This window comes from Neolewinella litorea, assembly GCF_004803465.1.
Classification (GTDB): domain Bacteria; phylum Bacteroidota; class Bacteroidia; order Chitinophagales; family Saprospiraceae; genus Neolewinella; species Neolewinella litorea.
Genome location: NZ_SRSF01000001.1, coordinates 13,820 through 28,121, shown reverse-complemented (window position 1 = coordinate 28,121; position 14,302 = coordinate 13,820). Strand labels below are relative to the sequence as shown.

Genomic DNA, 14,302 nt, shown 5'->3' with positions numbered 1-14,302 from the left:
CGTCTGCGTTATAGCCGGGCAAGCCTATCTTGCCCCCCAATCGACGTAGCCACTATGAAGTTGACACGATTTTTTCTCCTCACGACCTTGTGCAGCCTGCTGACCACGACGGTAATGGCCCAGGCCACCACCGTGTATACCGAAGCCTGGCGGACGTTCAAACAGGCCGAAGACCACCGGCAGAAGAACCTCCTGGACAAGGCCCAGCGTGAGTACGCCGAAGTAGCTACCATGCTGCTCCCCGTCCACCAACCCGAAGCCGAACTGCTCCGTATCCAGGCCGAGCTCAACGTGGCCAAACTCGCGGTACGCCTGGGCAAGAGCGATGGCGAAAAGCTGATCCTCGACTTCGTGCGGCGCTACCAGCCCGACCCAATCGCCAACGCCGCCCTGCTGGAAATCGCCAATTTCTACTTCGAGGAGAACCAGCTCAAAAAGGCCGTGGAGTATTACGAGATGGTGCCCACGGATATGATGAACAGCGAGGAGCAGGCGGAAGTACATTTCCGGCTGGGCTACGCCAACTTCGTACAGAAAGACTTTGAGGCCGCCAAACGCTACTTCCAATTCAGCCGAAACGTCCAGGGCAAGTACTACTACCCCACGAACTACTACCTCGGCATCATCCAGTTCTTCGAAGGTAACTATGAGGTGGCGGTGAACCAGTTCCGCATCGCCGAGAAATCTCCGGAATACGCCTCCTACATTCCCTACTACTTGGCCCAGATATACTTTGCCCAGCGCCGCTACGATGAGCTGATCGCGCTGGCCGCCCCGCTGCTGGAGCAGGGGGGATCGGGACTGCGCAACCGCCAGGAAATGGAACAGCTGCTCGGTCAGGCCTACTTCGAGCGCGGGGAATACGCCCTGGCCCGCCCCCTGCTCGAAAGCTACGCCAAAGGCAATCGCCGCCTGCGGGAGGAAGAACTCTTCCAACTGGGCTTTTCTCAGTACCAAACGCAAGACTACGTCCAGGCAAGCAAGACCTTCAGGGAAATTTCAGGACAGAATACCGCCGTGGGCCAGAGTGCCAATTTCTACCTGGGCGACATCGCCCTGCGGACGGGCGACGGCGTTGGGGCCCGCACCGCCTTCGCCGCCGCCGGCCGGCAGACGTTCGATCCGGAACTACAACAGGAGGCCCTCTTCAACTACGCCAAACTGAGCTACGAACTGGGCTATCCGGCCGATGCTATCACCGCCATCGAGCAGATCCCCGCCGAATCCGCCTTCTATACCCAGGGCCAAACCCTGCTCAGCGACGTCTTTACCACCACCCAGGATTACCAGCGCGTGCTCAACATCCTGGAGTCGATGCCAAACCGTTCCCCTCAGCTCGACGAAGCCTACCAGCGTGCCGCCCTCTACCGTGGCCTGGAACTGCTCGGCCAGGGTGAACTGGTGCAGTCCAAAGCCCTGCTCGAAAGTAGCCTCCAGCGGCCGGTCAACGCCAGTTACCGCGCCCAGGCCCTGTACTGGCTGGCTGACCTGGCCAACCGTCAGGGCGACTACGCTACCTCCATCAACCTGACCAACCAGTTCCTGACCCTGGCCAAAACGGTCCAGAACCTGCCGCCCCAATCTTCCATTTACACCGGCAATTACCTGCAGGGGTACAACTACCTTAAGCAGGACAACTACGCTACCGCCCTCAACTACTTCACCGCCACGGTGGAAGGCATCGAGCGCAACCTGCCCTACATCACCGACAGCGACGTGCGCGAGCGGGTACTTGGCGATGCCATGCTCCGCGCCGGTGACGCGTATTTCTCACGCAACCAGTACGACCTGGCGGCGCGCTTCTACGACAACGCCATCCAGCGGAAAACCATAGGCTTCGTCTACGCCCTGTACCAGAAGGCCCTCATCGAAGGATTACGCGGCCGCAGCGCCGAGAAGGTGCTGGCTCTGGAACAGTTGGTGCAGAACTACCCCAACAGCCAGTTTGCCGACGACGCCCTTTATCAGTTGGCCCTCACCTACCAGGAGCTCAACCGGCCCCAGCAGGCGCTAGAACCGCTGCGGACGATCATCAAGCAATACAAGGTCAATTCCCCCCTCGTCAATCAAAGCCTGCTGCAACTCGGACTCATCAGCTACAACCTCGGCAACAGCGAGGCAGCGGTGAATTACTACAAGCAAGTCTTCACCTCCAACCCCACCCCAGGTGAGGCCGTCCGGGCCCGTGAGGCCCTGCGCGAAATCTACGTCGACGATATGGGCCGTGCCGATCTCTTCTTCCAGTTCTTTGAGACTTTGCCTGGGCAGGAGATTACCACCGACGCCCGCGACAGCATCAGCTTCCGCGCCGCCGTCAGCCAGTACGAAAACGGTAACTACGAGAGGGCCGTAGCCGCGCTCACCGATTACCTGCGGCAGTACCCCCAGAGCCCTAATACGCTGCCCGGAGTCTTCTACCGGGGCGACAGCTACGTAGCCCTGCGGCGGTACAACGACGCCCTGCCCGACTATGAGGCCGTCATCAACGCAGGACCCAGCCGCTTCTACCTGCCGGCCCTTAAAAAGGCCAGTCTGATCGCTTACAACAGTGTCCAGGATTTCCAGCGGTCGTATCGACTGTATACCCTGCTGGAGGCCGCGGCCGACAATGAGACGGTCCGCTTCGACGCCCAGGTGGGTGCCTTGCAGTCGGCCTACCGCCTGAATGATACCCGCGCCACCGAAGAATACGCCGGAAAGGTGGCCAACAACGCCAACGCCACCGCCGCCCAGCGCACCATCGCCAACTTCTACCTGGGCAAGATCGCCTACGACCGAAAGGATTTTGTACGGGCCCTGCCCTACTTCGACCAGGTGATTGCCAACAGCGAGGACGAGCGGACGGCCGAAGCCCGCTACCTGCGCGCCAACGCCATCTACCAGCAGGGCAACCTTGATCGCGCCCAGCAACTGGCTCTGGAAGCGAACCGGGAAAGCTCGGGTTACCCTTATTGGGTGGCCAAGACGGTCATCCTGCTTTCCGACGTACTGCGCGACAAGAAGGACCTCTACAATGCCCGCGCCGCCCTGGAAGCGCTGCTGGAGAACTACACCGAAGACGCCGCCATCGTGGCTGAGGCCCGCCAGAAACTGGCCCGCGTAGAGGCCGAAATCCAGGCCGGAAGCCGACTCAACAACCAACCCACCGATCCCACCCGCCTTGAGCTGGACAACGGAGGCAACTAATATTACCGCACATGCTACGCCACACCCTTCTCGGCTGCTGCCTGCTCGCTAGCCTGAGCCTATTTTCCCAGACCAATCTCGAAGACAACAGCGTGACGGTGGTCACGAACTTCGAGGCCCGGCTTACCGACGCCGAACGCGTCAAGGTGAATCCGGCCCCACCGCCGTCCGACACCACCAGCCGGCGGCAGACCTACTCCATCCTCCCCCGCCCCTTGGCCATCGAGTATCCGGCACCCACCATCCGGCCCCGCGCCCTGGCCCGGGAAGAGCAGCCGCCCGTCAATAAGGGATGGGTGAAACTCGGTCTGGGTGTTCCCAATGCATTCTACGCCGACGCCAGCTACGACCTCACCGGCCAGGACAACCTGGACCTGGGCTTTTTTGGCACCCACTACAGCTTCAACAACGACAAGAAAGTCGAGAACCAGAAAGCCAGCGACACCCGCATCGGCACCGAGGGCAGCTACCTCTTCGACCAGGGGTTTGCGGTGAGCGGCGGCGTCAACTACGATACCCGCAGCCGGTACTTCTACGGCTACAACTTCTCGGAAATGGAGGGCGATTCCGCACTCACTTTCAGCGATAATGAGGTGCAGCAGCGCTTTAACACCTTCAGCCTGCACACCGAGATCTACAATGGTACACGTACGGAAGGCAACTTCGATTACCGCGCCGGCATCGCCCTTTACCTGATGAACGCCGATCCATCGGTACGGGAATCCAACCTCGACCTCACCGTATCCGCCACCAAGTGGATCAACGATACCAATCCGCTGGACGTGGAATTTATGGCCAGCTTTACGGGCTTCAAGGACACCAGCAGTCAGAACCTCAACGTGGTAAGCTTGAGCCCAAGCTACACGGTGCTGGTAGCCGACCGCGTCAAACTCAAGGCCGGAGTAAGGTTTACCGGACAGGAAGATGACTTCGACGTTTTCCCCAATTTTACGGCTTCGGCCGTACTGGTGGACGGACTAATCAACGCCTTCGCCGGTGTGGAGGGCAACGTTCAGAAAAATACCCTGAAGAGCCTTTCGGACTACAATCCCTGGATCAATACGCGCTTTCGCCTGCGCAACTCCGAAGCCACCCGTTTTTACGGGGGCGTGGAGGGCACTTTCCGCGCCATCGCTTACCGGGCCGAAGCGGGATATAAGTACCTCGACAATCTGGCCATGTACGTGACCAACCGCGACCGCTTCGGGGTGCCTCGCTTCGACGTCATCTACGACGACGGCAGCCAGATCTACCTGCAGGGTACCGCTACCCTGCCCCTGGTGGAAGGCCTCGACCTGAACGCCACCTTCACCCAACGATTCTACAGTCTGGAAGACGAGGAAAAACCTTGGCACCTGCCCAGCCTGAGCCTCAACGCCTCGGGGATCTATACCCTGCGCAATCTGCCCCTGCAGTTGCGCGCCGACTTCTTCGTGGAGAATGGTCTGCCCTACCGCACCATGGAAGGTGGCGTCGATCACCTCAACGCCCTGTTGGACCTCAGTCTTAATGCGGAGTACACGATCACCGACACTTTCGGTGCCTGGGTCAGGGTCAACAACCTGCTGAACAACAAGCGCGAACGCTTCTACCAGTACCCCACCATCGGAACCAACTTCATGGTAGGTGGCTCGGCACGTTTCTAGGTCACTGCTTATTCCCCGTAGGTCTCCCGTGCAAAACCGAAGCGCATCAGGTCGACCAGCGTGCCGCCGGGCAACCGGTATTCGTGCCGCAGTTCCCCCTCCCGGCTGAACCCAACCCGACGGGCCAACCGCTGGCTTGCGTAGTTGTCAATCAGGGTCTTGATGACCAGCTTTTCCAGCTCCAGTTGCAGAAAGGCGAAGCGTACCACGCGGGCCAGCACTTCCGTCATGATACCCTGCCGGATCAGTTCGCGGTCGATAAAGTAACCGACTTCACCCGACGGCACGCCCCAGTCGATGTTGAACACCTGTACGAAGCCCACCAACTCGGTGGTTTCGTTGTGCCAGATGCCCATGGCGTAGCGTTTCTGCAGCAGCCACTCGGCGATGCACTCGCGCACGAAAATTTCGCTTCCCTTCTTGGACCGGCCGGCCTCCGCCATCAGGTAGGGAAAATGGTCGAGCAGGTAGTCGCGGTTGTTGTCGAGCAGCCGGTACAGCGCTTTCCCGTCGTTCTCCCGGAAGCGGCGTACCACGCAGCGCTGGGTGATCAGGGCAGTATCGATGTTGAACAGTTGGTGACGCATGCGCGAGTTGAATTGGGTTTGTAGGGTATACCGGCCGGCTATTGCACCCAGGTAACCTTGTCCTGCCAGTCGCCGCGCGGGCGTGGCAGGTCGGGAGCGTCGGGGTAGCCAATATAGAATATCCCCAGACACCGTTCATTGTCGGCAGCGCCCGGCCACGCCCCGTAATCACCGCATACGAAGCCCGGACTCGACCAGTACCCGCCCAGCCCGTAGGCGTCGAGGCTGAGCCACAGGTTTTCTACCGCCGCCCCGACCGCTGCGATCTCCTCCCATTCCGGCACCGATTCGTTCGGGTCGCGGTGCAGGAAGATCAGCAGTACGGCCCCCGCCTGCTCGACCTTGGTACCGAATTTTTTCTCGATCGCGGGAGCGTCGACCTTCTCCCGGCCATAGACGTCGAGCATCTCCCGCATCAATTGTGCCTTCCCCTGCCCAAGGTAGCAGCGAAACCGCCAGGGCTCCGTTTTGCGGTGGCTCGGCGCAAGATTGGCCGCTTCGATCAGTTTGCCAATCGTAGTCGCCTCCACCGGCCGGTCGGTGAAGAATTGTGGGAAAACGGATTTACGGGCAAGAATGGCGGGCAGCATAGTTGTTAGGTTTTTTGGGCGGGTGCGCAGGTGCAAGGGTAACAAAAATCTGCAGAGTGAATGGTTCCTCAGATCAGCGTGGGTAAGGTACTGGAATTCCTTCCTTATCCTGACTGGGCAGGAAGTTCAGCCCATGTGGCATCGTGACTCGTTGTGGAAACTCCCCTCCATTCAGGGAACCTGCGAAATACCTGACCTGCCCGCAGCCGCCTATGGTTTGCGAGGGGTTCTATTAGTAAAACAAACCCGCCACGGTGCCCGTCATCAAACAGGCAACGGTGCCCCCCAGCAAAGCGACCATGCCCAGTTCGGTCAGGTTCTTGCGCTGACCCGGCGCGATGGCACTGATGCCCCCGACTTGAATACCGATACTGGCGAAGTTGGCAAAGCCACAAAGGGCATAGGCGGCAATGAGAACGCTTTTGGGGTTCAGCGGCGCACCGTCGGCCTGAATAGCGCGGAAGGTGTCGTAGGCCACAAACTCATTTATAACAGTTTTCAATCCCAGTAACTGTCCGATGATGGTTATGTCTTCGGTAGGCACGCCGATAACCCAGGCCACGGGCGCGAAAATCAACGCCAGCAGGTAGGTAAAACTGAACCCTTCAAAGCGGCCCTCCGTGGCGCCGGCAATGCCCGCATTCCAGTTCTGATCGGTCAGGCCGAGTCGAATAGCCAAGTCGTTCACCAGATCAGTTCCGCCGACAAAAAATACATTTAGCATATAGATCAGGGCGGTGAAGACCAGCAGCATAGCCCCAACGTTGATGGCCAGGCGAAGCCCGTCACCAGTACCTTTGCTGATGGCGTCCAGCAGGTTGTTGCTGTCGTCGGCGGCCATTTCCAGGCGTTTGTCTTGGGTGGGGTCCTTGGCTTCATGAGGATCAGAGGAGTGGGTACCGGTTAATTCTACCAGTTCGGCGCGGTCTTCGGGCAGCAGCATTTTAGCGCAGACGATGGCCGCGGGTGCCGAAATGATGCTCGCAGTGAGTAAGTGGCGGGCGAAGAACTGCTGGCTCTCCGGATCCGCCCCGCCGAGGAAGCCGATGTACGACACGAATACGCTACCGGCAATCGTAGCCATGCCCCCGACCATTACACACAGCAACTCGGAACGGGTCATGCGTTCGAGATACGGCTTGATCACCAGGGGGGCTTCAGTTTGTCCGATAAAAACGTTGGCGGCGGCGGCCAGACTTTCCGGACCGCTAAGCCCCATCGCCTTACTCAGCAACCACGCTAGCCCGTAAACGACTTTCTGAAGGACGCCGAGGTAGTATAGAATGGCCGAAAGAGCGGAAAAGAATACGATGGTCGGCAGGACCTGAAAGGCAAAAATGTAACCGAAGCTGTCCAGGTCAACCACGATGCTGCCGAAGAGGAATTGAGAACCTGCGGCCGTAAATTCCAGTGTCTTGCGAAAGCCGGCGGCGACGTAATCGAAAACCAGACTTACCCCGTCCACCTTCAGGATAAGCACCGCCAGCACGAACTGCATGGCTACTCCGATGCCCACCAGCTTCCAGTCGATAGCCCTACGGTTGGCACTGAACAGATAACATACACCAAGCATCACGCTCATTCCTAGCGTGGTGCGAAAAAGATCGTAGGCAAATGACATAGCAGCAATTCGGTGGGCCGCAAGGTAGCCATTATGAGGGAGGAAAAGGATAAGTGACCGGCAGGTTAAGTCCATCAATCGCGCTCTGCGTACCTTCGCGTCCAGTTATGGCACAACCTTTCCTCATTGGCATCACCGGCGGCAGCGGATCCGGCAAAACGACCTTCATCCGGCAATTGCGGGAGGGGCTTCCGGACGATAAGGTTTGTCTGCTGAGCATGGACGATTATTACGTCCCCCGCGAAGACCAGGAACGCGACGAACGTGGCATTCACAACTTCGACCGCCCGGCTTCGATCTACCGCAAGGAGTTTGTCAACGACCTAAAACGGCTGCTAAAGGGCAAGACCGTTCAGCGGCAGGAATACGTGTTCAACAATGAGCTGGCGGAAGCCAGCCTCCTCACTTTCCACCCCGCCCCGGTGATCATCGTTGAAGGACTGTTCGTCTTCCATTACAAGGAGTTGCGTAAACTGCTCGACCTGAAGATTTTCCTGCACGCCAAGGACAACCTTAAAGTAGTACGCCGGATCAAGCGCGACCGCGTCGAGCGTAATTATCCGTTGGAGGACGTGCTGTACCGCTACGAGCATCACGTACTTCCCGCCTACGAAAAGTACGTGCACCCCCACAAGGAACAGGCCGACCTGATCGTGAATAACAACACGGACTTCAACATGGGCCTGGCCGTAGTCCGGGCCTTCGTGGAAAAGATGATTTCATAGAGGGCCAGCTATCCCCGACCGGGGCGTGCCGCAGTGGGTTATCCATCATTGCGCTGAATGAGGTCCCACAGATTGCCGTACAAGTCAGCAAATACTGCCACGGTGCCAAAGTCTTCTTCCGACCGCTCCCTTACGATCTTCACATCGTGCTTACGCAAATTGGCGTAGTCACGATCAAAACTATCGGTCTCCAGGAACAGGAAAACACGTCCTCCGGTCTGCTTACCTATCGCCGCGTACTGCTCGGGCGTGGCGGCCCGCGCCAGTAGAATCCCGCAGCCTGCCGAACCGCTGGGGCGTACCCTCACCCACCGCTTGGTAGCCGAGAGCGGTGTATCCTCCAACAAATCGAAGTTGAGCACCTGTGTATAAAAATGGATTGCCTCGTCGTATTCGCGTACCAGCAGGCTCAGCTGCGCAATGTGTTGTGCCATGGGGGCGAAAGTAGGGAAGCGCCTCTGGAAGCCGGCGCAATCTTGCTAAATCCCGCAATTTCCCTGGGATCGCATTGTAGAAAAGGATTTCATTCGTTACCTTTGCGCTCCATTTGTAAAAACCGGTGCCATGCCTAAAATGAAAACGCACAGCAGTGCAAAGAAACGCTTCAAGATTACCGGCAGCGGTAAGGTGAAGCGTTTTCAGGCTTACACCTCGCACATGATGCGCAACAAGTCCAAGAAAGCCAAGCTTCGTCTCCGCGACGGTGCCCTGGTTTCCGACGCCGACGAGAAGCGGATCAAGCGCCTGCTCTGTAAGTAACTTTTTAACGAGAGTACGGGTCCTAAGAACCCTCCAAGGTCCCCGTGCTGTACTAAAACCATCTTTTATGCCACGTTCAGTTAATGCGGTTGCCCGCCGCGCGCGCCGCAAGCGCATTCTTCAAGCCGCCAAAGGTTACTTTGGTGCCCGCTCCAAGGTCTACACCGTTGCCAAAAATGCCGTCGACAAGGGTATGCAGTATGCCTACCGCGACCGCCGCAACAAGAAGCGCGTATTCCGCCGTCTCTGGATCGCCCGTATCAACGCCGCAGCCCGGCAGAACGGCACCACCTACAGCCGGCTCATGCACGGCCTGAAAACCTCCGGTGTCGGTCTCAATCGCAAAGTCCTGGCCGACCTGGCCATGCACCACCCCACCGCGTTCTCCGCCGTGGTCAATACCATCGATAAGTAGGGCTTCCCCCCCTGCCCCTTCGAAGCCCCTGTAGCCTCCGGCTACAGGGGCTTTCTATTTTTTGCCTACTTTTCGTACTCACCATTCCACTATGAAGATGCGCTTTACCCTACTCTCGCTGCTGTTCCTGTTATGCCTTGCACCCGCGTCCGCGCAAGATGCATCCACCGCTGGGCTGACCGAGGAGGGACTGGACCGCTACGGCAAATGGGTAGACCGGGAGATTGAGGACGGGACCATGCCCATGGCCGAAACGATCATTTTTCGCAACGGCACCATCGGTTATCATAGTACGAAAGGGGTCAGCGACCTGAACACCGGCATCCCCCTGCAAGCCAACCAATTGTACCACCTCATGTCCATGACGAAGCCGATTGTATCGGTGGCCTTTATGATGCTTTACCAGGAGGGCCATTTCCAGCTCACCGATAAGGTGTCGGATTACCTGCCCGAATTCAAGAACCTGCGGGTGGCAAAAAACACTGCGGACGGGGTGGGCGTAGAGACTGACCCGGCAGAAAGCGAGGTCACGATCGAGCAGGTGCTTTCCCATACCGCAGGATTTTCTCATGGGCTGGGCGGCACCACGCTCGACAACGAGATCGCCCGCGCCCTCTACTACCAGCCGCAGGCTGATATTGCTGATCGGGTAAATACCCTTGCCAGTTTGCCCCTAGTGGGTCAGCCGGGCAAACAGTGGTACTACAGTGCCTCCCCCGATATTCTTGCGCGCCTGATCGAGGTATTCTCCGGGCAATCCGTAGCGGAATTTCTGCGGGATCGCCTCTTCGACCCGCTGGGCATGAAGGATACCGGCTACAATATCCCTTCTGATCAAGCCGTCCGACTGGTTGCCAATCATCAGGTGACCGACAGTACCATCGTCCATGCCGCCATGCAATTGCCGACCAGCGGCAATACGATATTCGGCGGGACCCACGGCCTGTACTCCACCGCCCAGGACTACCTGCGCTTTGCCCGTATGCTGCTCAACAAGGGAGAACTGGACGGCCGTCAGTACCTCAGTCCGAAGACCGTAGAACTGATGACGATGAACCACGTGGGCGATATGCGGCAGGACGGACAGGGCTTCGGACTCGGGTTCGGCATCATCACCGATGTAGCCGAATATGGGGTACCGAGTTCGAAAGGGCAGTACTTCTGGAGCGGCGCGTACTCTACCTACTTCTTCGTAGATCCGGCGGAAAATATGATCGCCATTATGCTTTCCCAGCGCTCGCCCTACTCCAGCTACCTGGAACGGAAGTTCCGCCAGATGGTGTACCAGGCCCTGGGCGATTGATGCTTCTCTGACGGACCGGATAGCTCACGCGCCGCGTGGGCCAAAGCCTAATACTCCGCCCAGAACTTACTCCACCCGGCGGGTGGAGGTTCCGGCTTTATCAACTCCACCTAGCCACGACACGAGCCGGAAAACCCACGCACCGCGTGGGCCAATCCCCTAATGCCCCGCACAGCACTCACTCCACCCGGCGGGTGGAGGTTCCGGGCCTGCCGTCACACAGGTTTCAAAGTAACCCTACACCCAAAATATCAAAGCAGATATACCCCACACAACAACAACAGCCCCTTCCCACGACGTGGAAAGGGGCTGTTGCGTGGAGCGGCGGAGGCTATTTCCGGGCGCTGCTCTTACTGTTGGGCGGGCTGATGACCTGCACCCCGCGTTCGAGAATCAGTTTGTTGTAGGCAGGGATCTTCTCCCGGACGATCTGACGGTACTCTTCCAGTTCCGCGTCGATCTGGGCGGTGAGCTCCTCCTTTACGGCGTAGGCCGCGGCCGTTGGCCGGTAGGTACCAATGCCGGTCAGGCTGTTCAGGTGCGCTAGCTTGTTCGTCAGACGGATCGGGTAGTTCAGGGGATCCTGGCCACTGCGGTTCTTGGTCTGGTACAGCGTCTCCTCGATGGCCGTCAGACTGTCGATGATGGTCTTGCCAAAGTCAATGACCTCCTGATTATCGATACGGTCCTGGAAATCCTTGATTTGTCCGCGCACCTTTCGGAGGTCGATGATGACCTGGTGAGCCTCGCTGGTTTTGTCCTGCACCTCCTTCATGAAGGCGAACTGGGCCGCGCGGTCTTCATCCGAAGCCTGTACCCGGGGGTCCGGCTTGATGGTGAAGTCGCGTACCTGTTCGCGTTCCCCGTAGGAGAAGGCCACCTGGTAGTCGCCGGGAAGCGCCATTGGTCCGCCGGTACCGGCCCACCACAGGATCATGTTATCGAACTCGGTGCCGTCGGGGTACTGCATATCCCAATTGATGGTCTGACCGCCGGCCTTCAATTCCAGTTTATTCGGCTTTTCCTCAGCCGTGGTACTCCACTGGCGGATGGTGTCGCCGTCTTGCAGGATGGCCAGCGTCATGGGCAGGGAATCCTTGGCGGCTTTTTCGCTGAGGTACAGCTGGAAATTAACTCCGCCGGGGTGATTCTGCCCTTCGGTCCGGCTACTCCGGCTGCTGCCCCCCAGACGCCAGGCATCTGCCGGCTTGAAAAGGTGGAAGTCCGCATTATTGGCTACCTCCTTCAACTGCTTGAGAGGGGTCAGGTCGTCGATCATCCAGAAAGAGCGCCCCTGGGTGGCCACGATAAGATCGTCGTCCTTGAAGGTAAGGTCGGTCACCGGGACAATGGGCAGGTTCTGCTGGAAGGAACGCCAGCTTTTTCCGTCGTTCAGACTCAGGTATAGTCCGCTCTCCGTTCCGGCCACCAATACCTCCGGATTGCCAGGGTACTGCCGCACTACGCGGGTGAAGTCTTCCCGGGGGATGCCTGCGTCGATGCGCCGCCAGGTCTTGCCGTAGTTCGCGCTGTGGAAAAGGTACGGAGCGTAGTCTCCTGACTTGTAAGCCGTTCCGGCGGCGTAAATGCCGCCGTCCTGGCGGACGTCCACGTCCAGACTGTTCCACATGATGTACTTAGGGGCTTCCTTGGGCGTGACGTCGGTCCAAGTTTCACCGTTGTCGCGGGTCACGTGGATCAGACCGTCGTCGCTGCCGGTCCAGATCACACCGGCCTCCCGGGGGCTCTCCGTGGCGGCGAAGATGGTTGCGTAGTACTCCACGCCCGTGTTGTCCTGGGTGATGGGTCCCCCGCTGCTCTTGAGCTTTTCCGCTTCGTTGCGGGTTAAGTCGGGGCTGATGATCTCCCAGGTCTCCCCCTCGTCGGTGCTGCGGTGTACGTGCTGACTGGTGGTGTACAGTACGTCCGGATTGTTGGGACTGAAGAAGATCGGAAAGTTCCACTGGAAGCGGTACTTCATGCCCTCCGCTCCGTAGCCCATCGGGTTGTCGGGCCATACGTTGATGGCGCGCACCTGATTATTCTCGTGGTCGTAGCGCGTGAGGAAGCCGCCGTAGCTGCCGCCGTACACGATATCCGGATTCTCGGGATCCGGAGCGATGTGGGCCGATTCGCCTCCGGCGGTGGCTTCCCAGTCAGACTCTCCAATGGTGCCGCCGTCGGTCCGGTGGCTGATCCGCACGGTGCTGTTGTCTTGCTGAGCGCCGTAGATGCGGTAGGGGAAGTCATTGTCGGTGACCACGCGGTAGAACTGCGCGGTAGGTTGGTTGTGGTAGGTGCTCCAGTTCTCGCCCTGGTCGAAGGAGACCTGCGCGCCGCCGTCGTCGGCGATGACCATGCGCTCGTTGTTCTCAGGGGCGATCCACAGATCGTGGTGGTCGCCGTGGGGTGCGTTGTTGGATTTGAAGGTCCGGCCGCCGTCCGTGCTGTGGTGGTAGCTTACGTTCATGACGTACACGCCATCGACGTCCTGGGGATCGGCATAGATGCGGGTATAGTACCAGGCGCGCTGCCGCAGGGCGCGGTCGTCGCTGCGGGCCGACCAGGTTTCGCCGGCATCGTTGCTGACGTATACGCCACCGGCGGCTTCGTTTTCAATGATAGCGTACACGCGGCTGGGGTCGGCCGGACTGACGGATACACCGCTGATGCCCCAGGTTCCCTTGGGCAGTCCTTTGTTGCCGGTGATTTCGGTCCAGGTATCACCCCCGTCGGTGGTCTTCCACAGGCCACTGCCTTCGCCACCGCTTTCGAGGCTGTAGGGGGTGCGGCGTATCTTCCAGGTGGAGGCATATAGTACGCGGGGATTGGAGGGGTCCATGCTCAGGTCCACCGCACCGGCGCCGGCGTTGGCGAAAAGCACGCGTTCCCAGTTTTGTCCGCCGTCCTTGCTGCGGTACACACCCCGGGTTTCGGTGTCCTTGTAAAGGTCGCCCATAACCGCGGCGTACACCAGGTCAGGGTCGCGTGGATGCACCCGCACGCGGGCGATGTGTCGGCTGTCCTCAAGGCCGATCTGCTCCCAGGTCTTACCGGCGTCGATCGACTTCCACATGCCAGAGCCGTAACTGACGTTGCCGCGCACGGTCTCTTCTCCCCCACCAACATAAATGATATTGGGGTTGCTCTCTGCCACAGTCACTGCGCCGATGCTGCCACCGAAGTAGCCGTCCGAGATGTTGGTCCAGGTTTGTCCACCGTCCTTTGTCTGCCAGACACCGCCGCCGGCAGCCCCGAAATAGTAAAGGTTCGGCTTGTCGGCCACGCCCGTAACGGCGGCGGAACGACCGCCCCGGAAGGGACCGATATTGCGGAATTGGAGAGAGGAATAAAGCTTCTCGTCCACTTCCTGGGCCGTCAGTGCCACGCAGCAGAGGACCAGGAAAACGGTAGAAAACAGTCGCATAGGTTAGATTTGGTTTGGGGATGAAGATAACTATTCCCCCGAA

Annotated in this window: 11 protein-coding genes; 6 read left to right on the top strand and 5 right to left on the bottom strand. The window is 59.0% G+C overall.

Annotated elements, in window-relative coordinates; translation table 11 throughout:
• Positions 1 to 54: 54 nt before the first annotated feature.
• Positions 55 to 3,186, top strand: a complete 3,132-nt coding sequence (locus tag E4021_RS00120; RefSeq protein ID WP_136455863.1) for a tetratricopeptide repeat protein — start codon at positions 55 to 57, stop codon at positions 3,184 to 3,186.
• An 11-nt stretch (positions 3,187 to 3,197) separates the two neighbouring features.
• Complete coding sequence (locus E4021_RS00115) at positions 3,198 to 4,832, top strand: TonB-dependent receptor (protein ID WP_136455862.1); 1,635 nt, start codon at positions 3,198 to 3,200, stop codon at positions 4,830 to 4,832.
• An 8-nt stretch (positions 4,833 to 4,840) separates the two neighbouring features.
• Here E4021_RS00115 and E4021_RS00110 read toward each other — a convergent pair whose 3' ends face one another.
• The 3 genes from E4021_RS00110 to E4021_RS00100 all read right to left on the bottom strand — a co-directional run bounded on the left by E4021_RS00110 (position 4,841) and on the right by E4021_RS00100 (position 7,630).
• Positions 4,841 to 5,419 (bottom strand): GNAT family N-acetyltransferase, encoded by a 579-nt coding sequence (locus tag E4021_RS00110; protein ID WP_136455861.1) that lies wholly within the window; start codon positions 5,417 to 5,419, stop codon positions 4,841 to 4,843.
• 38 nt (positions 5,420 to 5,457) lie between these two features.
• On the bottom strand, positions 5,458 to 6,009 hold the full coding sequence (locus tag E4021_RS00105) for a nitroreductase family protein (RefSeq protein WP_136455860.1): 552 nt from the start codon (positions 6,007 to 6,009) through the stop codon (positions 5,458 to 5,460).
• A gap of 232 nt (positions 6,010 to 6,241) precedes the next feature.
• Positions 6,242 to 7,630, bottom strand: a complete 1,389-nt coding sequence (locus E4021_RS00100) for a NupC/NupG family nucleoside CNT transporter (protein WP_136455859.1) — start codon at positions 7,628 to 7,630, stop codon at positions 6,242 to 6,244.
• Positions 7,631 to 7,737: 107 nt separating this feature from the next.
• Between E4021_RS00100 and E4021_RS00095 the strand changes: the two genes are divergently transcribed.
• On the top strand, positions 7,738 to 8,355 hold the full coding sequence (locus E4021_RS00095) for a uridine kinase family protein (protein WP_136455858.1): 618 nt from the start codon (positions 7,738 to 7,740) through the stop codon (positions 8,353 to 8,355).
• Between the two features lie 38 nt (positions 8,356 to 8,393).
• On the opposite strand, the gene E4021_RS00090 is transcribed toward E4021_RS00095, so the two are convergent.
• Entirely contained in the window at positions 8,394 to 8,789 is a 396-nt protein-coding gene (locus tag E4021_RS00090; protein WP_136455857.1) for a VOC family protein, read from the bottom strand.
• Positions 8,790 to 8,919: 130 nt separating this feature from the next.
• On the opposite strand from E4021_RS00090, the gene rpmI reads away from it, so the two are divergent.
• From rpmI to E4021_RS00075, 3 genes are all read left to right on the top strand, one after another.
• On the top strand, positions 8,920 to 9,114 hold the full coding sequence (gene rpmI, locus E4021_RS00085; RefSeq protein WP_099106111.1) for a 50S ribosomal protein L35: 195 nt from the start codon (positions 8,920 to 8,922) through the stop codon (positions 9,112 to 9,114).
• Between the two features lie 67 nt (positions 9,115 to 9,181).
• The gene (gene rplT, locus E4021_RS00080) at positions 9,182 to 9,529 is read left to right on the top strand and encodes a 50S ribosomal protein L20 (RefSeq protein ID WP_136455856.1); all 348 of its coding nucleotides are present in this window, start codon (positions 9,182 to 9,184) and stop codon (positions 9,527 to 9,529) included.
• A gap of 91 nt (positions 9,530 to 9,620) precedes the next feature.
• Positions 9,621 to 10,832 carry a serine hydrolase domain-containing protein gene (locus E4021_RS00075; protein ID WP_136455855.1) on the top strand — a complete coding sequence of 404 codons (1,212 nt, stop codon included), beginning with the start codon at positions 9,621 to 9,623 and terminating at the stop codon, positions 10,830 to 10,832.
• Between the two features lie 331 nt (positions 10,833 to 11,163).
• Here E4021_RS00075 and E4021_RS00070 read toward each other — a convergent pair whose 3' ends face one another.
• Positions 11,164 to 14,259, bottom strand: coding sequence for a WD40/YVTN/BNR-like repeat-containing protein (locus tag E4021_RS00070; protein ID WP_136455854.1), 3,096 nt, complete (start codon positions 14,257 to 14,259; stop codon positions 11,164 to 11,166).
• Between the last annotated feature and the right edge of the window lie 43 nt (positions 14,260 to 14,302).